The sequence below is a fragment of the Pelomonas sp. SE-A7 genome (genome assembly GCF_030345705.1).
Taxonomy (GTDB): Bacteria; Pseudomonadota; Gammaproteobacteria; order Burkholderiales; family Burkholderiaceae_C; genus JAUASW01.
Window position 1 is genome coordinate 131,391 of the sequence record NZ_JAUASW010000001.1, and the last position, 21,986, is coordinate 153,376.

21 protein-coding genes are annotated in these 21,986 nt (G+C 67.3%); 12 read left to right on the forward strand and 9 right to left on the reverse strand.

Annotated elements, in window-relative coordinates:
* Position 1: 1 nt before the first annotated feature.
* From QT382_RS00570 to QT382_RS00585, 4 genes are all read right to left on the reverse strand, one after another.
* Positions 2 to 205: a DUF3460 family protein gene (locus QT382_RS00570; protein ID WP_289252106.1), complete on the reverse strand. Its 204-nt coding sequence runs from the start codon at positions 203 to 205 to the stop codon at positions 2 to 4.
* Positions 206 to 244: 39 nt separating this feature from the next.
* Positions 245 to 1,909 carry a SulP family inorganic anion transporter gene (locus QT382_RS00575; protein WP_289252107.1) on the reverse strand — a complete coding sequence of 555 codons (1,665 nt, stop codon included), beginning with the start codon at positions 1,907 to 1,909 and terminating at the stop codon, positions 245 to 247.
* A gap of 157 nt (positions 1,910 to 2,066) precedes the next feature.
* Positions 2,067 to 4,112: a methionine--tRNA ligase gene (gene metG, locus QT382_RS00580; RefSeq protein ID WP_289252108.1), complete on the reverse strand. Its 2,046-nt coding sequence runs from the start codon at positions 4,110 to 4,112 to the stop codon at positions 2,067 to 2,069.
* A gap of 98 nt (positions 4,113 to 4,210) precedes the next feature.
* Positions 4,211 to 4,396, reverse strand: coding sequence for a hypothetical protein (locus QT382_RS00585; protein WP_289252109.1), 186 nt, complete (start codon positions 4,394 to 4,396; stop codon positions 4,211 to 4,213).
* Between the two features lie 666 nt (positions 4,397 to 5,062).
* Between QT382_RS00585 and minC the strand changes: the two genes are divergently transcribed.
* The 4 genes from minC (at position 5,063) to QT382_RS00605 (ending at position 8,967) form a co-directional block, all read left to right on the forward strand.
* A complete protein-coding gene (minC, locus tag QT382_RS00590; RefSeq protein ID WP_502929877.1) occupies positions 5,063 to 5,905 on the forward strand; it encodes a septum site-determining protein MinC in 843 nt (280 codons plus the stop codon).
* A 22-nt stretch (positions 5,906 to 5,927) separates the two neighbouring features.
* Positions 5,928 to 6,740: a septum site-determining protein MinD gene (gene minD, locus QT382_RS00595; RefSeq protein ID WP_289252111.1), complete on the forward strand. Its 813-nt coding sequence runs from the start codon at positions 5,928 to 5,930 to the stop codon at positions 6,738 to 6,740.
* 14 nt (positions 6,741 to 6,754) lie between these two features.
* Positions 6,755 to 7,015: a cell division topological specificity factor MinE gene (gene minE / locus QT382_RS00600; protein WP_289252112.1), complete on the forward strand. Its 261-nt coding sequence runs from the start codon at positions 6,755 to 6,757 to the stop codon at positions 7,013 to 7,015.
* Between the two features lie 281 nt (positions 7,016 to 7,296).
* A complete protein-coding gene (locus tag QT382_RS00605; RefSeq protein ID WP_289252113.1) occupies positions 7,297 to 8,967 on the forward strand; it encodes a serine hydrolase domain-containing protein in 1,671 nt (556 codons plus the stop codon).
* A gap of 6 nt (positions 8,968 to 8,973) precedes the next feature.
* Here the strand turns inward: QT382_RS00605 and QT382_RS00610 are convergent, their stop codons facing one another.
* A complete protein-coding gene (locus tag QT382_RS00610) occupies positions 8,974 to 9,273 on the reverse strand; it encodes a 2Fe-2S iron-sulfur cluster-binding protein (RefSeq protein ID WP_289252114.1) in 300 nt (99 codons plus the stop codon).
* 26 nt (positions 9,274 to 9,299) lie between these two features.
* Here QT382_RS00610 and QT382_RS00615 point away from each other — a divergent pair, with 26 nt between their 5' ends.
* The 4 genes from QT382_RS00615 (at position 9,300) to QT382_RS00630 (ending at position 12,134) form a co-directional block, all read left to right on the forward strand.
* A complete protein-coding gene (locus QT382_RS00615) occupies positions 9,300 to 9,821 on the forward strand; it encodes a YgjP-like metallopeptidase domain-containing protein (protein WP_289252115.1) in 522 nt (173 codons plus the stop codon).
* Positions 9,818 to 10,768 carry a tRNA dihydrouridine synthase gene (locus tag QT382_RS00620; RefSeq protein WP_289252116.1) on the forward strand — a complete coding sequence of 317 codons (951 nt, stop codon included), beginning with the start codon at positions 9,818 to 9,820 and terminating at the stop codon, positions 10,766 to 10,768. The genes QT382_RS00615 and QT382_RS00620 overlap by 4 nt, the downstream gene beginning before the upstream one ends.
* Positions 10,765 to 11,115 carry an MmcQ/YjbR family DNA-binding protein gene (locus QT382_RS00625; protein WP_289252117.1) on the forward strand — a complete coding sequence of 117 codons (351 nt, stop codon included), beginning with the start codon at positions 10,765 to 10,767 and terminating at the stop codon, positions 11,113 to 11,115. Before QT382_RS00620 ends, QT382_RS00625 begins: the two co-directional genes overlap by 4 nt.
* Before the next feature lie 233 nt (positions 11,116 to 11,348).
* The gene (locus QT382_RS00630) at positions 11,349 to 12,134 is read left to right on the forward strand and encodes a PEP-CTERM sorting domain-containing protein (protein ID WP_289252118.1); all 786 of its coding nucleotides are present in this window, start codon (positions 11,349 to 11,351) and stop codon (positions 12,132 to 12,134) included.
* Here QT382_RS00630 and dinB read toward each other — a convergent pair.
* From dinB to argH, 3 genes are read right to left on the reverse strand one after another with little or no spacing between them, the layout of a single operon-like run.
* Positions 12,125 to 13,390, reverse strand: coding sequence for a DNA polymerase IV (gene dinB, locus QT382_RS00635; RefSeq protein WP_289252119.1), 1,266 nt, complete (start codon positions 13,388 to 13,390; stop codon positions 12,125 to 12,127). The two genes, QT382_RS00630 and dinB, sit on opposite strands and share 10 nt — an antisense overlap.
* Before the next feature lie 49 nt (positions 13,391 to 13,439).
* A complete protein-coding gene (locus QT382_RS00640) occupies positions 13,440 to 13,931 on the reverse strand; it encodes a hemerythrin domain-containing protein (protein WP_289252120.1) in 492 nt (163 codons plus the stop codon).
* The gene (argH, locus tag QT382_RS00645) at positions 13,928 to 15,331 is read right to left on the reverse strand and encodes an argininosuccinate lyase (RefSeq protein ID WP_289252121.1); all 1,404 of its coding nucleotides are present in this window, start codon (positions 15,329 to 15,331) and stop codon (positions 13,928 to 13,930) included. Before argH ends, QT382_RS00640 begins: the two co-directional genes overlap by 4 nt.
* Before the next feature lie 65 nt (positions 15,332 to 15,396).
* On the opposite strand from argH, the gene QT382_RS00650 reads away from it, so the two are divergent.
* The 4 genes from QT382_RS00650 to QT382_RS00665 are packed head-to-tail and all read left to right on the forward strand — an operon-like array spanning position 15,397 to position 18,754.
* Positions 15,397 to 16,479, forward strand: coding sequence for a sensor histidine kinase (locus QT382_RS00650; RefSeq protein WP_289252122.1), 1,083 nt, complete (start codon positions 15,397 to 15,399; stop codon positions 16,477 to 16,479).
* Between the two features lie 31 nt (positions 16,480 to 16,510).
* Positions 16,511 to 17,686: a sugar-transfer associated ATP-grasp domain-containing protein gene (locus tag QT382_RS00655; protein WP_289252123.1), complete on the forward strand. Its 1,176-nt coding sequence runs from the start codon at positions 16,511 to 16,513 to the stop codon at positions 17,684 to 17,686.
* Between the two features lie 30 nt (positions 17,687 to 17,716).
* The gene (locus tag QT382_RS00660) at positions 17,717 to 18,526 is read left to right on the forward strand and encodes a LytR/AlgR family response regulator transcription factor (RefSeq protein WP_289252124.1); all 810 of its coding nucleotides are present in this window, start codon (positions 17,717 to 17,719) and stop codon (positions 18,524 to 18,526) included.
* Positions 18,527 to 18,577: 51 nt separating this feature from the next.
* Positions 18,578 to 18,754, forward strand: coding sequence for a hypothetical protein (locus QT382_RS00665; protein WP_289252125.1), 177 nt, complete (start codon positions 18,578 to 18,580; stop codon positions 18,752 to 18,754).
* Between the two features lie 331 nt (positions 18,755 to 19,085).
* Here the strand turns inward: QT382_RS00665 and ppc are convergent, their stop codons facing one another.
* Entirely contained in the window at positions 19,086 to 21,911 is a 2,826-nt protein-coding gene (gene ppc / locus QT382_RS00670) for a phosphoenolpyruvate carboxylase (protein ID WP_289252126.1), read from the reverse strand.
* Positions 21,912 to 21,986: the final 75 nt, after the last annotated feature.

A 21,986-nucleotide genomic window follows, 5' to 3' on the forward strand; every position in this document is an offset into this window, starting at 1 on the left:
ATCAGTCCGACTTGGTCTGGTAGACGTAGGCCTGCTGGGCCACGCGGGCGGCGCGGAAATCGGCCTGGGCATCGCGGTCCACCGGCTTGTCCCACAGCAGGGCACGTCCGGCGCGCTGCTCGGCTTCCAGCGTCGGCTTCTTGGCCTTCAGCTCGTCGATGAACTGGGTGACTTCGGACTTGTAGGGCTTCCAGAACAGCGGCATGGTGAGGGACTCGTCGCGGAGGAGGGAAAGGCGGCGATTTTAGCCGCCGCCGGCGGCCTGTCGGCCCTGCCAGGCCGCCAGGTCGGGGAACAGGCCCTGTTCGCCCAGCGCATCGGCCAGGCCGCCCCGGCGCACCAGGCTGGCCGGCTGCTCCGCCAGGCCGCAGATCACCAGGCGGCGCCCCTGGCTGGCCAGGTCGCGGCGCAACTGCTCCAGGGCATCCAGGCCCGAGGTGTCCAGGGCGAACAACGGCTGGGCGTCGAGTACCAGCTGGCGGCATTCCGGGGCCAGGCCCTCGGCCAGGCCTTCGACCTTGCCGACCGCGCCGAAGAACAGGGCGCCGTGCAGCCTGATCACGCGAGCGCCGGTCGGTCCCGCCGGGGCTGCCTCGACGCGGAACAGGCTGCTCATCCGGTAGACGAAGAACAGGCAGGCCAGCACCAGGCCCACCTCGACCGCGACAGTCAGGTCCACGACCACGGTCAGCACGAAACTGCCGACCAGGATGGTGCGGTATTGCGGGCTGAAGCGACGCAGACGTGCGAACTCGTGCCATTCGCCCATGTTCCAGGCCACGACCAGCAGGATGCCGGCCAGCGCCGCCAGCGGGATGTGGGCGGCCAGTGGCGCAGCAACCAGCACGATGAGCAGCAGGGCCAGAGCATGGACCATGCCGGCTACCGGGCTGGTGGCACCGGCGCGGAGGTTGGTGACGGTGCGGGCCATGGTGCCGGTGGCCGGGATGCCGCCGAACAGAGGCGCGACGAAGTTGGCCACGCCCTGGGCCATCAGCTCCTGGTTGGGATCGTGGCGAGGCGAGCTGCCTTGTGCATCGGCGACGCGGGCGCACAGCAGCGATTCGACGGCGCCGAGCAGGGCGATGGTCAGCGTAGGCATCACGAGGCCCTGAGCGCCCTGCCAGCTCAGCTCGGGCCAGGCCAGCGGAGGCAGGCTGCGCGGAATCTCGCCGAAGCGCGAGCCTATGGTCTCGACCGGCAGCGACAGCAGATGGGCGGCCAGGCCGGCGCCCAGCAGGGCGACCAGGGTGCCCGGCAGATGGGCGGCCATGCGCAGCAGCCGGTCACGCCATCTCAGCTCGCCCATAGGCATCGCATAGCTCTTCGGCCAGAGGCTGACCAGGGCGGCCGAGGCCAGGCCCAACAGCAGGGCGCCGGGGCTGAAGCTCCCGAGGTTCGAGGCCAGCGTGTGCAACTGGCCGAAGAAGTCGGCCGGCATCTGTGCGATGCGCAGGCCCAGCAGGTCCTTCAGCTGCGCAAAGCCGATCAGCACGGCAATGCCGTTGGTGAAGCCCAGCACGATGCCGACCGGGATGTAGCGCACCAGCACGCCCAGTCGCAGCGCGCCCAGCCCCATCAGCAGCAGGCCGGCCAGCATGGTCGAGACCAGCAGGTTGGCCAGGCCGTAGCGTTGCACGATGCCGTAGACGATGACGATGAAGGCACCAGCCGGCCCGCCTATCTGCACGCTGGAACCGCCCAGCAGCGAGATCAGGAAGCCGGCCACGATGGCCGTGACCAGGCCCTGCTCGGGCTTGACCCCCGAGCCGATCGCAAAAGCCAGGGCGAGCGGCAGGGCGACGATGGCGACGGTCAGGCCGGCGCCGAGGTCGGCAAGAAAGCGCTGGCGCGTGTAGTGCGGCCAGAGGTCCAGCAGCCGTGGACGAAAGCGATGAAGGCGGACCATGGACGTCTCTCCGATGCATTGCGGGAAGGCATGTGGGGGAGAGAGGTCCGCGGCGGACCGCAGTGATGCAGCCGCGCGATGAAGCGGCGGCGACGGCTTTGCAGCAGGATGCGGGCGGGCGGAGCGAAGGCGGTCATGGCATTCGCTCCGGCAGGGCTCAGCGCACCCGCATGCCCGGCTGGGCGCCCGGGAAGGGCTCGAGCACGAAGATGCCCGGGTTGGCCTTCTCGTCGGCGTGGCTGGCGGCCAGCACCATGCCTTCGCTGACGCCGAACTTCATCTTGCGCGGTGCCAGGTTGGCCACTAGCACGGTGAGCTTGCCTTCGAGATCCTCAGGCTTGTAGGCGCTCTTGATGCCGCTGAAGACATTGCGGGTGCGACCTTCGCCGGCATCCAGCGTCAGGCGCAAGAGCTTGTCCGAGCCTTCGACAGGCTCGGCCTTGACGATCTTGGCGATGCGCAGATCGACCTTGGTGAAGTCGTCGATCTTGATCTCGGGCGCCAGGTCCTCGCCACCGGGCACGACCTTGGGAGCCGCCGGCGGTTCGAACAGCGCTTCGAGCAGCTTGGGGTCGACCCGTTGCATCAGGTGCTCGTAGGCGCCGATCTGATGGGCACCCAGGGCACGTGATGCATCGGCAAACTGCAGCGGCTCGACCTTCAGGAAGGCCTCGACCTTCGCCGCCACCGCCGGCAACACCGGCTTCAGGTAGATGGTCAGCAGGCGGAACGCTTCGATGCAGACGCTGCAGACATCGTGCAGCACCTGGTCCTGGCCTTGCTGCTTGGCCAGCTCCCAGGGCTTGTTCTGGTCCACGTATTCATTGACGCGGTCGGCCAGCAGCATGGTCTCGCGCAGCGCCTTGCCGAACTCGCGGGTCTCGTACAGCTCGGCGATCATCGGCGCGGCCGCACGCAGGCCGTCCAGCAGGGTGCGGCCTTCGACACCCAGGTCGGCGCTCAGGTGTCCGCCGAAGCGCTTGGCCAGGAAGCCGGCGGCACGCGACGCGATGTTGACGTACTTGCCGACCAGGTCGGAGTTGACGCGCGCGACGAAGTCCTCGGGATTGAAGTCCAGGTCCTCGACCCGCGCGTTGAGCTTGGCCGCGATGTAGTAGCGCAGGTGCTCGGCATTGAGGCCCAGGCCCAGGTACTTCATCGGGTCCAGGCCGGTGCCGCGGCTCTTGCTCATCTTCTCGCCGCCGTTCACGGTCAGGAAGCCGTGCACGTAGACATGGTTGGGCGTCTTGCGGCCGCTGAAATGCAGCATGGCCGGCCAGAACAACGTGTGGAAGTAGGTGATGTCCTTGCCGATGAAGTGGATCTGTTCCACCGACGGGTCGGCCATGAAGGCGTCGTAGTCGGCGCCGATCTTGCCGAAGTAGTTTTTCAGCGAGGCCAGGTAGCCGATGGGCGCGTCCAGCCAGACGTAGAAGTACTTGCCAGGTGCATCGGGGATCTCGATGCCGAAGTAGGGCGCGTCGCGGCTGATGTCCCAGTCGCCCAGGCCGCCCTGGCCGTTTTCATCCTTGGTGAACCATTCCTTGATCTTGTTGAGCACCTCGCTCTGCAGGCGGTTGGGCGTCTGCGTCCAGCCTTCGAGGAAGTTCACGCAGCGAGGGTCGCTGAGCTTGAAGAAGTAGTGCTCCGAGCTCTTCATCACCGGCGTGGCGCCGGTCAGCACCGAGAACGGGTGCTTGAGCTCGATGGGCGTGTAGACCGCGCCGCAGACCTCGCAGGAGTCGCCGTACTGGTCCTTGGCGCCGCACTTGGGGCATTCGCCCTTGATGAAGCGGTCCGGCAGGAACATGGCTTTCTGCGGATCGAAGAACTGCTCGATGGTCTTCACCTCGATCAGGCCGGCATCGCGCAGCGAGCGATAGACCGACTGCGACAGCTCATGGTTTTCCGGGCCGTCGGTCGAATGCCAGTTGTCGAAGCTGATGTGGAAGCCATCGAGGTAGGTCTTGCGGCCGGCCGCAATGTTGGCGACGAATTGCTGCGGCGTGATGCCGGCCTTCTCGGCCGCGATCATGATGGGCGCGCCGTGGGCGTCGTCGGCGCAGACGAAATGCACTTCCTGGCCCTGCATGCGCTGGAACCTCACCCAGATGTCCGCCTGCGTGTACTCCATGATGTGGCCAACGTGGAAGTTGGCGTTGGCGTAGGGCAGGGCGGTGGTGACGAAGAGCTTGCGGGTCATGGCGGGGCCGGCGGTACGGACTTGGGCGCTCACCGGGCGGCGAGCCAGGCAGCGGGCAAATGCGCGATTTTAGGGGCCCGCTCCCGCGGTCCGAAGACTCAGCTCTCTGAAGGCTGCTCGCCTTGTGGCACCGCGGGCGCATCGCTGCCCGCGTCCGCTTCGCCATCGGTCTGTTCGGCGCCGCCCTCGGTACGGTTCAGCTTGCGCTGACGCTTCTCTTCGTTCTTGCGCTTCTTGGCCAGCTCGCGCTGGCGTTTTTCATAGGAATAGTTCGGTGTGGCCAAGCCTCGCTCCTGACAGTCGGCGGCGACATGCCGGCAACCTCGCCAATATAGCCGCGGCACGGCCGCTTGAACGGCCCGGGATCCAGCTGGCGGCCACTGTCACGAAAACAAAACAATTGGGGATAAATCTGCCCGGGCTATCCGATTTCTTTGTCTTTGCCGGGCCCAGGTCCGCCAGACGAACTATGTCGGACACGACGCCAAGTGCTTAGCGCGGAAAGCTGCGACCCGGTCTCACCATTCGCGGCTAAGTTGCTGATTCTTAATGTCCCATGCACCTATCCACTTTTCGTGTGGATAACTTTGTGGAGAAGCCAGCCCAGCCCTCGCTAAACCCTTGAAGCGACGCGGGCCGGCTTTCGCTGCCTAATTTTTAGGCGACCCGAATCGCTTCATAGGAATCAACGACTTAGCAGCGACTCGCCGGGGCGGCCTGGGGATTTCGGGAAAACGAGCAGTTGCAACGCAGCAAGAAGCTGACGGCCGGCCGCTTGCGTCGCAATGGGGATAAGTCAAGCCCTCAAGAGCAATTTTTTAGGGACCTGGAGCGGCGCCGAACTGCGCGCAACGCGGCTTGGGGCCAATGCCTAGAAGGGCCTGCAGGTGCGGCCCCTAAAATGCCCGCTTTGCATCCAACAGCGTTTCATGGCCGAACAGATGGCGGGTATGGTGAGGGGCCGGAAGGCCAGTGAGGCAGGGGGATCCCAGGCCGTGAGCGGCGGCCGCGCCGCCGAACTTTTCGAGCTCAAGAGTGCCTCGGTCAGCCTGCTGGCCCTGGTGCTGCGTAGCACCGATCTGGAAGCCCTTTCGGCCGACATCCACCAGCGCCTGGACGGCCAGAGCTTCGAGGACGACGGCCTGCTGATCGATCTTTCCCAGCTGCCGGCCATGCCGGCCGAGGCCGAGTCCGGCCAGCTGAGCCTGACCGAAGCGGCCAATCGCCTGGATCTCGCCGGTCTCTTGAAGCTGCTGCGCGAATACAAGCTGCGGCCGGTGGCCGTGGCCGGCGCCAACGAGGTCCAACGCGAGCAGGCACTTGCCCTGGGGCTGGTCGAGGCGCCGCTGGGCGCGCGTGCCGAGCCGCGCGCGGCCGAGCCCCGCACCCAGACCGTGGTCAAGGAAGTCGTCAAGGAAGTGGTGCGCGAGGTCGTGCGCGAGGTGCCGGCCGAGAGTCCCCGCACCGTCGTCGTCGACAAGCCGCTGCGCTCCGGCCAGCAGGTCTATGCCAAGGGCGCCGACCTGGTGGTGATGGCCCTGGTCAACCATGGGGCCGAGGTGATCGCCGACGGCCACATCCACGTTTACGCACCGCTGCGCGGCAAGGCCATCGCCGGCGCGCGCGGCAACACCGAGGCGCGCATCTTTGCCGCCAGCCTGGAAGCGGAGCTGATCGCCATTGCCGGCATCTACCGCACGACCGAGAACCCCTTGCCGGCCGACGTGTTCGGCAAGCCGGCACAAGTCAGGCTCGATGGCGAGAAGCTCGTCATGGAAGCCCTGAAGCTCTGATTTTTTTAGAAGGATGGATTCGATGACCAAGATCGTCGTGGTGACCTCGGGCAAGGGCGGGGTCGGCAAGACCACCACCAGCGCCAGCTTTGCGACGGGCCTCGCTTTGCGCGGCTACAAGACCGCGGTGATCGACTTCGACGTCGGCCTGCGCAACCTGGACCTGATCATGGGCGTGGAGCGCCGCGTGGTCTACGACCTGATCAACGTGATCAACGACGAGATCAAGCTGAGCCAGGCGCTGATCAAGGACAAGCAGCTGGAGAAGCTCTACATCCTCGCGGCCTCGCAGACCCGCGACAAGGACGCGCTCAAGCAGGAAGGCGTCGAGCGCGTGCTGAACGAGCTCAAGGAGATGGAGTTCGACTACATCGTCTGCGACTCGCCGGCCGGCATCGAGACCGGCGCGCTGATGGCGATGCACTTCGCCGACGAGGCTCTGGTCGTGACCAATCCCGAGGTCTCCTCGGTGCGCGATTCGGACCGCATCCTGGGCATGCTCAACAGCAAGACCAAGCGTGCGATCGAAGGCAAGGAGCCGATCAAGGAGCACCTCCTGATCACCCGCTACAACCCGAACCGGGTCGAGGGTGGCCAGATGCTTTCTCTGGAAGACATCCACGAGATCCTGCGCACGCCGCTGATCGGCGTGATCCCCGAGAGCGAGATCGTGCTGCAGGCCTCCAACCAGGGCACGCCGGCCATCCACATGAAGGGCAGCGAAGTGGCCGAGGCCTATGCCGACGTGGTGTCGCGCTTCCTGGGCGAGGACAAGCCGATGCGCTTCATCGAAGCCGTCAAGCCCGGTTTCTTCAAGCGCCTGTTCGGCCGCTGATAGGAGAGAAGCAGATGGGATTCCTGTCCTTCTTCCTCGGTGAGAAAAAGAACACCGCCAGCGTCGCCAAGGAGCGGCTGCAGCTGATCCTCGCGCATGAGCGCAACGGTCGTAGCTCCAGCCCCGACTACCTGCCGCAGCTGCAGCGCGAGCTGGTGGCCGTGATCTCCAAGTACGTGTCCATCAATCCGGCCGACATCAAGGTCCACATGGAGCGCCAGGACGACCTCGACGTGCTGGAGGTCAAGATCGAGCTGCCGGAAGGCGCGCGCTGAGCGTCGCTTTCGAAGTGCCCAGAACAGAAGCCACCGCCCGCGGTGGCTTCTTGCTTTTCGGCACTGCCTCAATCTGCAGCAGGGCAAGGAAAGTCCTGGCGGGCCAAGCACTTGCGGCGCTCGCCCGCAGGCTGTTCACGGACTTGTCCACAGTCCGTGTGGATGAAGAGGCTTCGCGGCCTGTCCCCTGATTCATGCAGCCTGTCGCAGGGCGGCTTGTTGCTCGGCCAGGCCGCTGCGATGCTGCGCCGCTTCAAGAGCAAGCCCCCGGAGACCCGCGCATGCGCAAGCCCCAGATTTCCACCGCCCTGCTGCTGGCCCTGCTGGCCGCAGCAGCCCAGGCCGGCCAGCCGGCCACGCCCGCCGCCATGGCGGCCTATGCCGACAAGCTGCTGGACGAACAGAAGATCAACCGCGAGGGCCCCGGCATCACCGTGCTGGTGGCGCGTGGCGACCAACTGCTCTACAAGAGCGCCCGCGGCATGGCCAGCATCGAGCTGGGCGTGCCCATGCAGCCCGACCAGCTGATGCGCATTGGCTCGGTCACCAAGCAGTTCGCCGCCGCCACGCTGCTGAAGCAGATCGACGAGGGCAAGGCCAGGCTGGACGATCCGCTGTCCAAGTTCCTGCCCGACTATCCGAATGGCGGTCAGATCACGCTCCTGCAGCTGCTCAACCACACCTCGGGCGTCAAGAGCTACACCGGCATTCCGGGCTACATGAGCAACCCGATCCGCCGCGCGCTGAGTACCGGCGAGCTGATCAAGGAATTCAAGGACCTGCCGGCCGACTTCGCGCCCGGCCAGGCCTGGGCCTACAACAATTCGGGCTATGTGCTGCTGGGTGCCGTGGTCGAGGCCATCTCGGGCAAGACCTGGCACCAGCAGCTGACCGACAGCCTGCTGGCGCCCCAGCAGCTGGGCAGTGTGTTCTTCCAGGCCGAGGACCGGCTGTTCAAGGGCATGGCCCAGGGCTACACGTTGAACGACAAGCGCGAGCTGGCCCCGGCCGGCCTGCTCAGCATGACCCAGCCCCATGCGGCCGGCGCGCTGATCGGCAACACCGAGGCGCTGTGGCGCTGGAACCTGGCCCTGCACGGCGGCAAGCTGATCTCGGCAGCGAACTACCAGCGCATGGTCACGCCCGAAGGCCCGGCCAAACCGCGCAACTACGGCTTCGGCATCGGCACCGGGACCGTGCGCGGACAGGCCCTGCTCAGCCATGGCGGCGGCATCCACGGCTTCGTCTCCACGCTGAACTACCTGCCACAGACGCAGACCACCGTGGTCATCCTGCGCAACAGCGACGGCCCCGGTTTCAGCATGGACCTGGTGGCGCGCAAGCTTGCCGCCTTTGCCATCGGCGAGCCTATTGCCGAGCCGGTAGCGGTGGCCGTTGCGGCCGAGCAGCTCAAGGCGCTGGAGGGGGTGTACGGACCCGACGAACGGCAGACCCGTTCGGTGCGCGTCGTCGATGGCGTGCTGACTTCGCAGCGCAGCGGCGGCAGCCCGGTCAAGCTGATCGCGCTGGGCGGCGACCGCTTCGCCGTGCCCCAGGCCCTGACCCTGTTCCAGTTCGACCGCGATGCCGGCGGCAAGGCGGTGGCCTTGCGCGTCATGGCCGACGGCGAGGGCGAGGGCGATCGCTCGCCGCGCCGCGGCGATCTGCCGGCCGAGTCTGCCGCCATCAGCTTGACGCCGGCGCAGCTGCAGGCCCTGCTCGGCGAGTACAGCTCGCCTCAGTTCTCGATCAAGCTCTTCGTCGATGACAAGGGCCTGCTGCTCAGCCAGGCGCCGGGCCAGCCGGCCATAGAAATGAAGGCGGTCTCGCCGCGCCTGCTGCGCACCGTGGGTGTCGACGCCACGCTGGAATTCAGCGACGAAGAGGGCCGCGCGGCCTCGCTGACGCTGAAGCAGGGGCCGGCCCAGCTGAAACTGCTGCGCAAGAACTGAGGGTGCTCAGTCGCCCGCCCGCCGCAGCACCAGGTCGCTGCGCGGGCTGGCGACGCAGGGCAGTATCCAGCCCGCGGCCTTCTCCTCGGCCAGCAGGCCGGGCCACTCGATGCGGTACTCGATGCGGCCTTCCAGCAGCCGGCACATGCAGGCCCGGCAGCTGCCGTTGCGGCAGGAATGCGGCATCTTGAGACCGGCCGCCAGGGCGCTCAGCAGCAGGGTCTGATCGCCGGCGCAGCGCCAGGTCTGCGGCTGCGGGACAATCCGCACCTCGTAGTCCCTGCTCTGTTCCGTCTTGTTGGGCATGACGCCATCATGCCTGCTCCGCCTCCATGTCTTCCCTCGCACCCGGCAGCCTTGCACTGAAATTCCTGGCCGGCTATCCGCCTGCGCTGATCCAGCAGGTCGAGGCCCTGATCGCCGACGGCCGCCTGGCCGAATCGCTGGCCCGCCGCCACGGCGAGGCGCATGAGGTGCGCAGCGACAAGGCCTTGTTCGACTACTGCCAGGCGCTGAAGGAGCGCCACCTGCGCAATGCGCCGCCGCTGGACAAGGTGCATTACGACGCAAAGCTGCGCGTGATCCAGCATGCGTTGGGCACGCATACCCGCGCGCCCAAGGTCCAGGGCAGCAAGCTGAAGATGCGCCGCGAGATCCGCATCGCCAGCCTGTTCCGCGAGGCGCCAGCCAACTTCCTGAAGATGATCGTGGTCCACGAGCTGGCGCATCTGCGCGAGCTGGAGCACAACAAGGCCTTCTACCAGCTGTGCCAGCACATGGAGCCTGACTACGCGCAGCTGGAGTTCGACCTGCGGCTTTACCTGATCAAGCTGGAGCTGGAGAAGCTCGAATGATTTTGTTGGCGCCCATGGAGGGCCTGCTCGACCACATGCTGCGCGACGTGCTGACCCGCGTTGGCGGCATAGACCGCTGCGTGTCGGAATTCATCCGCATCACCGACATGCTGCTGCCCAAGCGCGTGTTCACCCGCATAGTCCCCGAGCTCTTGAACGGTGGCCTGACGCCGGCCGGCGTGCCGGTGCGCGCCCAGCTCCTGGGCTCGGATCCGGTCTGCATGGCCGACAACGCCGGCCGCCTGGCCGAGCTGAAGCCGGCGGGCATCGACCTCAACTTCGGCTGCCCGGCCAAATGCGTGAACCGCCATCGCGGCGGCGCCGTGCTGCTGGACGAGCCCGAGCTGATCCACGAGATCGTCAAGGCCGTGCGTCAGGCCATGCCCGAGGCCATGCCGCTGTCGGTCAAGATGCGCCTGGGCTACATGGACTACAGCCGCACGCTGGACTGCGCCCAGGCCATGGTCGAGGCCGGCGCCGAGGAAATCGTGGTCCATGGCCGCAGCAAGGCGGACGGCTACAAGCCGCCGGCCTACTGGGACCGCATAGCCGCCGTGCGCGAGGCCGTGCCGGTCAACGTGGTGGCCAATGGCGAGATATGGACCGTCGAGGATGCGCGGCGCGCCCAGGCCGAATCCGGCTGCCAGGACCTGATGCTGGGCCGCGGCATGGTGGCCGACCCGGGCCTGGCCCTGGCGGTCTCGCAAGCCGGTCGCGCAAGCATGGACTGGGACGAGCTGCAACCGCTGATGCTGCATTTCTGGCGGCTGGTCCGCGAGCATGTGCAGGCCAAGCACCAGGCCGGCCGGCTCAAGCAATGGCTGCACTACCTGCGCCGCCGCTATCCCGAGGCCGAGGAAGCCTATCTGAGGCTTCGCACCGTCAATGATCCCCAGCTGCTGGAGCAGCAGTTCTTCCATCCAGAACCCGAAGGAGTCGACGCATGAGCTATGCCGCCTTGAAGAAGCATGCGATGTCGCTGCCCGGCGCGACCGAGGACATCAAGTGGGGCGCCGACTGGGTGGCCAGCGTGGGCGGCAAGATGTTCTTCGTCGGCGGTCCGCTGCCGGACTGGAACGGCTGCTCGTTCAAGGTGGACGAGCACCGTTTCCTCGAACTGACCGACATGCCCGGCCTCGAGCCGGCGCCTTATCTGGCGCGGGTCAAGTGGGTCAAGCTGTCCGATCCCAAGGCCCTGCCGCTGGCCGAGCTCAAGGCCCTGGTCGAGCGCTCGCATGCGCTGGTGCTGGCCGGTCTGACCAAGAAGCTGCAAAAGCAGATCCTGGGGCTCTGAGTCTTGTGCGCAGCGCGCACCAGGCCCTTGTCGACAGGATTTACAGCGACGCACCCGCTGCTGGCTTGGTAACTACGCGTCCATCCTTGCTCTCCTGCGTCAGCTCTGCCCGCAGGCCAGGCTGGCATTGAAATTGCGCTCCTTGCGCCCCGTCCTTGACGCCCAGTCCGCTGTGCGCCATGTGGCGAACATGGGCGAGATTCGCCTGATTCATTCATGCAAGGAGGTCAACAATGACGATTCGATTCGACGCTTGGCGCCGATTCCTTGGCGCCGTGGCGGTGTCGCTTTGCGCGGGTACGGCCGCCCAGGCCGGCCCAGTGATGCCGGCCTTCGGCGACGTGCCCACGGGCTGGGTCACCGACCGCTACGCCCCCGCGCAGTTCGCCAACATGGGCGCCTACAAGGGCCGCGGCGATGTGCTGGCCATCGGCATCAGCCAGGCTGATGCGCTGGCCAACCGGTCCGGCCCGTACCAGTCGGCCTTCTACAACACGCAGGGCATGCAGCATGCGGTGAGCGGCGGCGCCGGTTCGTCGATCGACGCCAGCCTCTATGTCGATGCTGCTTGGCGCGACGGTCAGGCCGGCAACGTGCGAACCGACATGTGGGGTGTCGCCTCCGGCGGCGCTCAGCTCGGCTACGCCATCATCGGCTTTACCAACTACGGCGGCGATGCACGCTACCGCGTCTGGGATGCTGATACGCAGACCGGCTGGGTCGATCTGGACCTGGCCGTCCAGTTCGGCCAATGGACCGATTTCAGCATCAACTTCACGGGCAGCAGTTTCGACTACTTCGTCAACGGGGCGCTGGCCTACTCCGACCAGACGATAGGTGGCGCGACCGGCTACTCGGCGGTCATCATGCAGGCCTACAACTTCGGCGATCCATCGCTGCAGGGAGCGGTCGCCAAGGACTACACCGTGCACTGGGCCAACGTGCCGGAGCCAGGTTCGCTGGCGCTGGCCGGACTTGGCCTGGTCGCCCTGGTGGCGCGTCGCCGTCGTCAGGCCTGATCGGGGTCGAACAAGGCAAGGCTGGCCTGTTCGACTCCAGCCTGCGCCTCGTCGGCATTGGCCGTCCCCAGGGACGGCCTTTTCTTTGGGGCTGGCACGGGATCGCCGGGGTGCGAGAGACTGCCCACCCGCACGCCGAGCAGCCGCAGCCGGCGACCCAGGTCCACCCGCTTGAGGCAGAGGCCGGCCGCGCGGCGTATCGAAGCCGCATCGGCCACCGGCACATCCAGCGTCAGGTCGCGGGTCACGGTGACGAAACCCTCGAAGCGCAGCTTGATGCCTATGGTGCGGCCCTGGTAGCCCTTGCGGCCCAGGTCGCGGGCCAGTTGCTCGCACAGCTCGGTGAAGATACGGCCCAGCAGCGCGCGGTCGTGCACCGCATGCAGGTCGCGTTCGAAGGTGGTTTCGCGGCTGATGGACACCGGCTCGCTGAAGGTCACCACGGGCCGCTTGTCGCGGCCATGCGAGGCTTCGTGCAGCCAGGCGCCGTAGGTCTTGCCGAACTGCTCGACCAGCCAGGGAAGCGGCTTCTCGGCGATGTCGCCCACGGTCTCCACGCCCAGCGACGAAAGCTTGGCCGCGGCCTTGGGGCCTATGCCGTTGATCTTGCGCGCCGCCAGCGGCCAGATGCGGGTCTCCAGATCGGCCAGGGTGAGCACGGTGAGGCCGTCGGGCTTGTCCAGCTCGGAGGCGATCTTGGACAGCAGCTTGTTCGGCGTGATGCCTATGGAGCAGGTCAGGCCGGTGGCATTGCGGACCGAGTTCTTGATCTCGCGTGCAATCGCCTTGACCCCGCCCAGCGGGTCGTGGCCGACCGGTTCGCGGACGCCGGGCACCTCGCTGAGGTCGATGTAGATCTCGTCGATGCCGCGGTCCTCGATCACCGGCGCCACCTCGGCCACGGCAGCCTTGAAAAGTCGCGAGTAGTGGCGGTAGGAATCGAAATCGGTGGGCAGCAGGATGGCGTCGGGTGCGCGCAGCGCTGCCTTCATCAGGCCCATGCCGGAGTTGACGCCCAGGTCGCGCGCCGCATAGGTGGCCGTGGTGATCACGCCGCGGCCTGTGTAGTCGCGCAGCCGCGAGTATTCGCGCGTGCCGTCTTCGCGCAGCCGTGGTGCATGCTCGCGCCGACCGCCCACCACCACGGGCAGGCCCTTGAGCTCCGGGTAGCGCAGCAGCTCCACCGAGGCATAGAAGGCGTCCATGTCCAGGTGCGCGATCAGGCGCTCGGGCAGGGACGGCGGGCTTTCTTCCATCGCGCGATTGTGGCGCGAGCCTGCTGACGGGCCTTGTCAGCAGGACGGGCTAGCGGGCCTCGTCGCTGCAGCTGCCGGCACTGCCGCAGCTGCTGATCGCCACCTCGGACAGGGGCTTGGCCTTGTGGCCAGTGACCGGGTCGTAGCCGACCTCGCCCATGTGGAAGACCAGGGCCGCGTCCATCATCTCGGCATGGGCCGGCAGCCACTGCGCGAGCTCGCCGCCGATGATGCGCATCGGTTCCAGGTCGTTCAGCTCCAGCGCATGGCGCTTCACCTCGTGCAGCACGTTCAGCACCATCTGGTGTTGGCTGCTGTGGCAGTTCTCGGGCGCGAAGCCGGTGTCGGCCATCCAGCGCTCTTCCATCGCGAAATGCGCCTCGGTGTGATCGAGCAAGGCCTGGAAGGCGGGCATGGCGTCGCCGCCGGCCGCCAGGGCCGCGGCCAGGCCGTTGATCAGGTCCACCATCTCCTGGTGCGTGGCATCGAGCTGCGGCTGGTTCAGGACGAGCGAATCGCTCCAGGTCAGCAGCGCGCTCATGACGACAGACGGGCGCGGTGGCGGGCGACCTGGGCGCGCACCTGGCTGGGGGCGGTGCCGCCCAGGATGTTGCGGGCGTTCAGCGAGCCGCGCAGCGACAGCAGCTCGAACACGTCGGCCTCGATGCGGCCGTCGAACTTCTGCAGCTCGGCCAGCGGCAGCTGCGACAGGTCCACGCCCTGCTGGATGGCGATCTTGACCGCATGGGCCACGATCTCGTGGGCATCGCGGAAGGCCAGACCCTTCTTGACCAGGTAGTCGGCCAGGTCGGTGGCCGTGGCATAGCCTCGTGAAGCTGCGCGTTCCATGGCCTCGGGCTTGACCGTGATGCCGCCGCACATCTCGGCAAAGATGCGCAGCGTGTCCTTCAAGGTATCGACCGTGTCGAACAAGGGTTCCTTGTCCTCCTGGTTGTCCTTGTTGTAGGCCAGCGGCTGGCCCTTCATCAGCGTGATCAGGCCCATCAGATGGCCGACCACGCGGCCGCTCTTGCCGCGGGCCAGCTCGGGCACGTCGGGGTTCTTCTTCTGCGGCATGATCGAAGAGCCGGTGCAGAAGCGGTCGGCCAGGTCGATGAAGCCAAAGCTCTGGCTCATCCACAGGATCAGCTCTTCGCTCAGGCGCGAGATGTGGACCATGGCCAGCGAGGCCGCGGCGGTGAATTCGATGGCGAAGTCGCGGTCCGACACCGCGTCCAGGCTGTTCTGGCAGACGGCTTCCATGCCCAGCGTACGGGCCACGCGCTCGCGGTCCAGCGGATAGCTGGTGCCGGCCAGGGCGGCGGCGCCCAGCGGCAGGCGGTTGACGCGCTTGCGCACGTCCTGCAGGCGCTCCGCATCGCGGGCAAACATCTCCACATAGGCCAGCAGGTGATGGCCGAAAGCCACCGGCTGTGCGACCTGCAGGTGGGTGAAGCCCGGCAGGATGACCTCGGCGTTCTTCTCGGCCACCTCCACCAGGGCGCTCTGCAGGGCGATCAGCAGCTGGGAGAGCTCGTCGATCTCGCCGCGCAGCCACAGCCGAACGTCGGTGGCCACCTGGTCGTTGCGGCTGCGGCCGGTGTGCAGGCGCTTGCCGGCGATGCCGACCAGCTCGGTCAGCCGCGCCTCGATGTTCAGGTGCACGTCCTCCAGGTCCAGTTTCCACTGGAAGCTGCCGGCCTCGATCTCGCTGCGGATCTGGGCCATGCCCTTCTGGATGGCGGCATGGTCTTCGGCGCTCAGGATGCCCTGGGCGTTCAGCATCTCGGCATGGGCCAGGCTGCCCTGGATGTCGGCCGCCCACAGGCGCTGGTCGAAATCGACGCTGGCCGTGTAGCGCTTGACCAGCTCGCTCATCGGCTCGGAGAACAGGGCCGACCAGGCCTGGGACTTGTTGGCGAGTTGGTTGTCGGAGGACATCTTGAGGGGCGACCGGGGGCCGTCGCTGGGTGAGAATGCAAGAGCCCGCGATTCTATCGAGCCCCATGCCCGACTCCCGCGACAGCCTCTGGTCCGACACCCGCAGCCTCAGCAGCATGCTGGGCTTTGCGCCCACCCAGCCCGCACCCGAAGTCCTCACGCCACTGTTCGATCCCGAACGCCTGTTCGACGTCTGCCACGTCGGCCTGGTGCTGCGCGCCGTGCTGGGCGTGCAGGTGCTGCTGGGCCTGGGCCTGGCGCTGGCGGCGCCCGGCTTTGCGCGCTGGGTCGAGATGCTGGCCAGCGGCACGGTGGTCAGCCTGACCGGCGTGCTGCTGTGGCTGCTGATCGTCTGCGCCTTGCGCCGCCTGCTGGCCCGCCTCGCCGAGCCTCTGCAATGGATGGGCCTGGGACTGCTCGGCGCGGGCTGTGCGCTGCTGGGCTGGCAATTCCTCTCGCTGGCCAGCGAGGAGGCCACGCCGCTGTTCCGTCTGGTCAGCGTGGGCCTCAGCGGTGCTGCCGCGGCCACCATGCTGCTGACCTGGCTCAAACTGCGCGAGCGTTCGCAGCGGCCGGCCGCGGCACTGGCCCAGCTGGTGGAGCTGCAATCGCGCATCCGCCCGCATTTCCTGTTCAACACCTTGAACAGCGCCATCGCCCTGGTCCAGATCGACCCGAACAAGGCCGAGGCCATGCTGGAGGACCTGAGCGAGCTGTTCCGCGTGGCCCTGGCCGACAGCCAGACCGCGGTCAGCCTGGGCGAGGAGATCGAGCTGGCGCGACGCTACCTGGATATTGAGCAGATGCGCTTCGGCGAACGGCTGCGCATCCGCTGGCAGCTGGACCCGGCGGCCGACCGCGCCAAGCTGCCGCCCTTGCTGCTGCAGCCGCTGGTGGAGAACGCGGTACGCCACGGCGTGGAGCCCAATGGCGAAGGCGGGGACCTGGAGATCCGCACCCGGGCGCAAGGTGGCGAAGTGCTGGTCGAAGTGGTCAACAGCCTCGGCGCTCCGGCGACCACGCGGGGCCACGGCATGGCGCTGCAGAACGTGAGGCAGCGGCTGAGGCTGATGCATGACGTGGCCGCCAAGTTCGAGATCCAGGCCGAGGCGGGGCGCTACAGCGTCCGGATCAGCCTGCCGCGCTAGGCCAAGGCGCGGCGACAACCCCGGGGGAACGATGTCGAGCGCAACGAACCGGCTGGCAGATCGCCTCAACCAACTGGGCGAGTACCGGCGCTTCGCGCAGGCGGCGCAGCGCCGCGTTGGCAAGAGCCCGCTGCGCCAGGCACGCGAGATCCTGGCCCTGCGCGAGATGGGCGGCCAATGCGGCATCAGCGACTACTACTGGTACCGGCTCTATGACGATGGCTATCAACAGGGCCGCGGCGCCGCGGACTTCCTCGGCTGGCGGCTGCAGCAGAAGTTCAGTCTGGCGCTGAATCCGCGGGTCGCCTCGCTGCCTGGCTTCGACAAGATCTCGTTCTACAAGCTGGCGGCCGGGGCCGGCCTGCCGCTGGCGCCTGTCCATGCCTGCTACTACCCCGGGCCGGCGCTGGCCGAGGGCCTGGGCCAGCATCTGCGTTCGGTCGACGAGGTGGGCCGCTTCCTGCGCGATGCTGTGCGGTATCCGCTGTTCGTCAAGCCCAGCTTCTCGCAGCAGGGCGTCGGCACCCAGGCGTTGAAGTCCTACGACAAGAGCACCGACAGCGTGCTGACCATGGCCGGCAAGACCCTGGCGATGGACGAGCTGCTGGCCCTGGTGAGCCGCTCGGCCGATACCCGCTACCACCGGCCGGCCTGCGGCTGCCTGTTCCAACCGATGCTCGAGTCGGCGCCCGAGATCATCGAGTTCAACGGGTGGCCGGCGGTCTGCGGCGCGCGCGTGGTCTGCCTGAACGAGGAAGCGGGCGTGCGCCTGATCCGGGCCATTTGGAAGGTCGCGGTACGGCCCAACAGCGTGGACAACTTCAGTCTGGGCAAGTACGGCAACCTGGTGGCCGACATTGACCTGGACAGCGGCCGGGTCAGCCGCATGATCGGCGGCATGAAGCCGGAGTCCGAGCCGCTGGCCCTGCATCCGCAGACCGGAAAGTCGCTGGACGGCTTCTGCCTGCCGCGCTGGGCCGAGGTGGTCGCGGCCTGCCGGAAGGTCGGGCCGCTGTTCCCCTTGATGCACATCCAGCACTGGGATGTGGCGTTCACGGCCGACGGGCCTTGTATCCTTGAGCTCAACGACCTGGGAGCGACCGAGTTCCTGCAGCTGCATGGCCACGGCCTGCTGACGCCGCAGACGCGCCAGTTCCTCAGGACTCATGGGGATGCGGCGGCCCAGCCCTGGGTCCAGAGTCTCTAGCCAATCCATCCACGACGAACGCCTGACGCCATGGAGAGAAGCCTGGTCCTCAAAGTCCTGCTGGTCGATGACGAGCCGCTGGCCCGCATGCGGCTGCGCGGCCTGGTCGATGCCTGCAACGAACCCAAGGCCGAGGTGGTGGCCGAGGCCGGCACGGCATCGCAGGCCCAGCATTGGCTGCGTGACCATGCCTGCGACCTGATCCTGCTCGACGTGCAGATGCCGGGCCCCGACGGCCTGCAACTGGCCGACACGTTGCGCGACCGCCAGCTGCAGGGCCTTCCCACGCCGGCCGTGGTCTTCGTCACCGCCCATGGCGAGCATGCACTGCGCGCCTTCGAGCTCGATGCCATGGACTACCTGACCAAGCCGGTGCGCCGCGAACGCCTGCAGGCCGCCCTGGCCCGCGTGGCCCAACGCCTGGGCGAGCGGGCCGCCGCCGCGCAGGGCCGGCCCGGCGCCGAGACGCCGGACGAAGGCGTGATCGTGGTCAGCGACCGGGGCCGCATGCTGCGCATCCCCATCACCGAGGTGCTGTACCTGAAGGCCGAGCTCAAGTACCTGACCCTGCGCACCGCCCAGCAAAGCCTGGTGATGGACGGCAGCCTGTCGGACTACGAGCAGCGCCTGGGTGATCGATTCCTGCGCGTGCACCGCAATGCCCTGGTGGCCAGGTCGGCGGTGCGCGAGCTGCAGAAGCTGGCCGGCATGCCGGGCGACGAAGAAGCCGGCGAAGGCACCGAGGGCTGGGCCGTGCGCATCGCCATGGTGGACGAATGGCTGGCCGTGTCGCGCCGCCAGGTGAGTGCGGTGCGCGAGGCGCTGTCTTCATCCTCTTGACGCTTGAGGGACTGAGGCTTGTCGGGGAGAAGGACCAGGACGGTCGCGCTGTTGCTGGTCTTGCTGGCAATGTTGCTGCTGGGCCTGCTTGCCGCCTGGAACTTCAGTGGTCGGGCGGCGCCGCCCGATGCCGTGCAGGCGCTGGCAAGCGCCGGTCCCGCCTTTGCAGTCGACGGTGCAGTGGCTCCGCAGCGCTCTACGGCCTGGGCGCTGGCCGAAAAGTCGTAGTCGCAGGCCGACCGGGCGGAGGCCGTGGCCCAGCGCGAAACGGCCTGGCTGCTCGACCCGCGCAATGACGCCGCCTGGTGTACTCGAGGTGTCCAGGCCTACGAGGCCGCCCTCAAGAAGCCGCAGGCGAGGTCCGCCCGGGGCGAGCGCAGCAGCGATCCGCCGCTTGCGCATGCATCGGCGTTGATGCAGGTCCGGCGCGAGCAACTTGATGGCCAGGCTGGGCGAGTTCGGCATCTACCTCGCCGATGTTCGCGCGGCCGGTCAGGCCCCGGCGGCACTCGCCGCCGAGCACCAGGCCAGGCAGGCGGCGAATTCCCCGTAGCCGGCTTCAGCCGGTATTGCGCAGCCCCGCCGCAATGCCGTTGATCGACAAATGGATGCCGCGCTGCACCCGCTCCATGCTCGGGTCCTCGGCGCGCTTCTCAGGCGGCACGGCGCGATAGCGGCGCATCAGCTCGACCTGCAGGTGGTTGAGCGGGTCGATGTAGGGGAAGCGGTGCTCAATCGAGCGGGCCAGGGCCGGGTTGGCGGCCAGGCGCTTGCCTTCGCCGGTGATCAGGGCCAGCACCGACTGGGTCAGCTCGTACTCGCGCTTCACCGCCTCGAAGATCTTCTTGCCCAGGCGCTTGTCCTCGACCAGTTCCACGTAGCGGGCGGCAATGCCTATGTCGGTCTTGGCCAGCACCATGTCCAGGTTGGACAGCAGGGTGCTGAAGAACGGCCACTGCTTGTGCATGCGCTTGAGCAGGGCCAGGTTGGCGGCGCGGGCCTTGGCTTCCTTGCCCAGGAAGTTCTCGACGCCGGAGCCGAAGCCGCACCAGCCGGGCAGGGCGATGCGCGACTGGCCCCAGCTGAAGCCCCAGGGGATGGCACGCAGGTCTTCGATGGCCCGGGTGGCCTTGCGCGAGGCCGGGCGCGAACCGATGTTCAGCTCGGCGATCTCGCGAATCGGCGTGGCGGCGAAGAAGTAGTCGGCAAAGCCCTTGGTGTCGTAGACCAGTCCGCGGTAGGCCTTGAAACTGGCGTCGCTGAGCGCCTGCGCGGCGTCGTGGAAGCTCTTGGGCGCGCCCTTGGTCGGATGCAAGAGCGTGGCCTCCAGCGTGGCGGCGACCAGGGTCTCCAGGTTGCGCCGGCCGATGTCGGGGTTGGCGTACTTGGAGGCGATCACCTCGCCTTGCTCGGTCAGGCGGATCTGGCCGTTCACCGTGCCCGGCGGCTGGGCCAGGATGGCCTGGTAGCTGGGGCCGCCACCGCGGCCCACCGTGCCGCCACGGCCATGGAACAGGCGCAGCGTGATGGATTGCTTCTTCTTCAGCTCGTCGAACAGCGAGACCAGGGCGATCTCGGCGCGGTACAGCTCCCAGGAGCTGGTGAACACGCCGCCGTCCTTGTTGGAGTCGGAGTAGCCCAGCATGATGTCCTGCTCACCACCCGAGCGCTGCAGCAGTGCAGCGATGCCAGGCAGCGCATAGAACTCGCGCATGATGGTCGGCGCCAGGCGCAGGTCGGCGATGGTCTCGAACAGCGGCGAGACGATCAGGTCGGAGACGGCGCCATCGTCCAGCGTGCCGCGCAAGAGGCCCACTTCCTTGCACAGCAGCAGCACTTCCAGCAGGTCGCTGACCGACTCGGTGTGCGAAATGATGTAGTGGCGGATGGACTCGCGGCCGAAGCGCCTGAGCGCCTCGCGTGCGGCTTCGAAGATGGCGAGCTCGCCTTGCGTCTTGTCGGAATAGCCGTGCTGGATCACGCGCAGCGGCCGTGCATCGCAAAGCAGGCGGACCAGCAGCTCGCGGCGGGCCGCTTCATCGAGTGCCAGGTAATCGGGGCTGACCTTGGCCACGGCCAGCAGCTCGGCGATCACGGCCTCGTGCTGGTCCGAGCTCTGGCGCAGGTCCAGCGTGGCGAGGTGGAAGCCGAACACCTGGATGGCGCGCAGCAGCGGCTTCAGGCGCGGGGCGATCAGGGCCTCGGCATGGTGGCTGCGCAGCGAGGCCTCGAGGATGCGCAGGTCGCCCAGCAACTCGTCCGGCGACAGGTAAGGGTCCTGCGGCGCCACAGCATGGCGCAGCGCCTCGGTGCCGGTCAGCTCATGCAGCGTGGCCGCCAGGCGGGCGTACATGCCGGTCAGCGCACGGCGGTAGGGCTCGTCCATGCGGTGTTCGTTCAGGTCCGGGCTGCGCTCAGCCAGCCTCTGCATTTCGGGCGTGATGCGGGCCAGCCGGGCCGAGATCGACAGCTCGGCGCCCAGCTCGTGCAGCTCGGTCAGGTAGTGGCGCAGCGCCACCTCGCTCTGGCGCTTGAGCGCATGGCGAAGCGTGGTGGCGGTGACGTTTGGATTGCCGTCGCGGTCGCCGCCAATCCAGTGGCCCATTCGCAGAAAGCTGTTCAGCTCGTGGCCGGGCAGGGCTTCTTCCAGTTCGGCGTAGAGCTTGGGGATCTGGCGCAGAAAGGTGGCCTGGTAGTAGGACAGCGCGTTCTCGATCTCGTCGGCCACGGTCAGCTTGGAATAGCGCAGCATGCGCGTCTGCCAGAGCTGGGTGATGCGGGCGCGGATCAGGTTCTCGTTGTCGCGCTTGTCGCGCTCGGTGTAGAGGCTGTCGCGCTGGCCCACCAGCTCGGCGATGGCGCGCTCGGCGTCGAGGATGCTTTTTCGCTGCACCTCGGTCGGGTGGGCGGTCAGCACCGGCGAGATGAAGCCATGCTGCAGCGTGCGGGCGATCTCGTTGGGACGCACGCCGGCCTCGTGCAGCTTCTCCATCGCATAGGCCAGCGAGCCGGCCTGCAGGCTGCCGGCACGCTCGTGGACCTCGCGGCGGCGCACGTGGTGGCGGTCCTCGGCGATGTTGGCCAGGTGCGAGAAATAGCTGAAGGCGCGGATCACGCTGACCGTCTGCTCGCCCGACAGGCCCTTGAGCAGCTTGTCGAAAGTCTTGCCCGCCTGGGCATCGCGCTTGAGCCGGAAGGCCACGGCCAGCTTGCGCACCCGCTCGACCAGCTCGTAGGCCTCGCGGCCTTCCTGCTCGCGAATCACCTCGCCGAGGATGCGGCCCAGGAGCCGGATGTCGTCCATCAGCGGCTGGTTCTTGGTATCGGCGGCGGACTTCTTGGCCGGGACGGCCGAGGGCTTGGAGGCGGCGGGCTTGGCAGGCATGGTCGGTGCGGCTCGTGGAAGTCGATGTAACCAAGTTACTTATTTTTGACTTTAGCAGTTTCTCGGTGTTTTCGA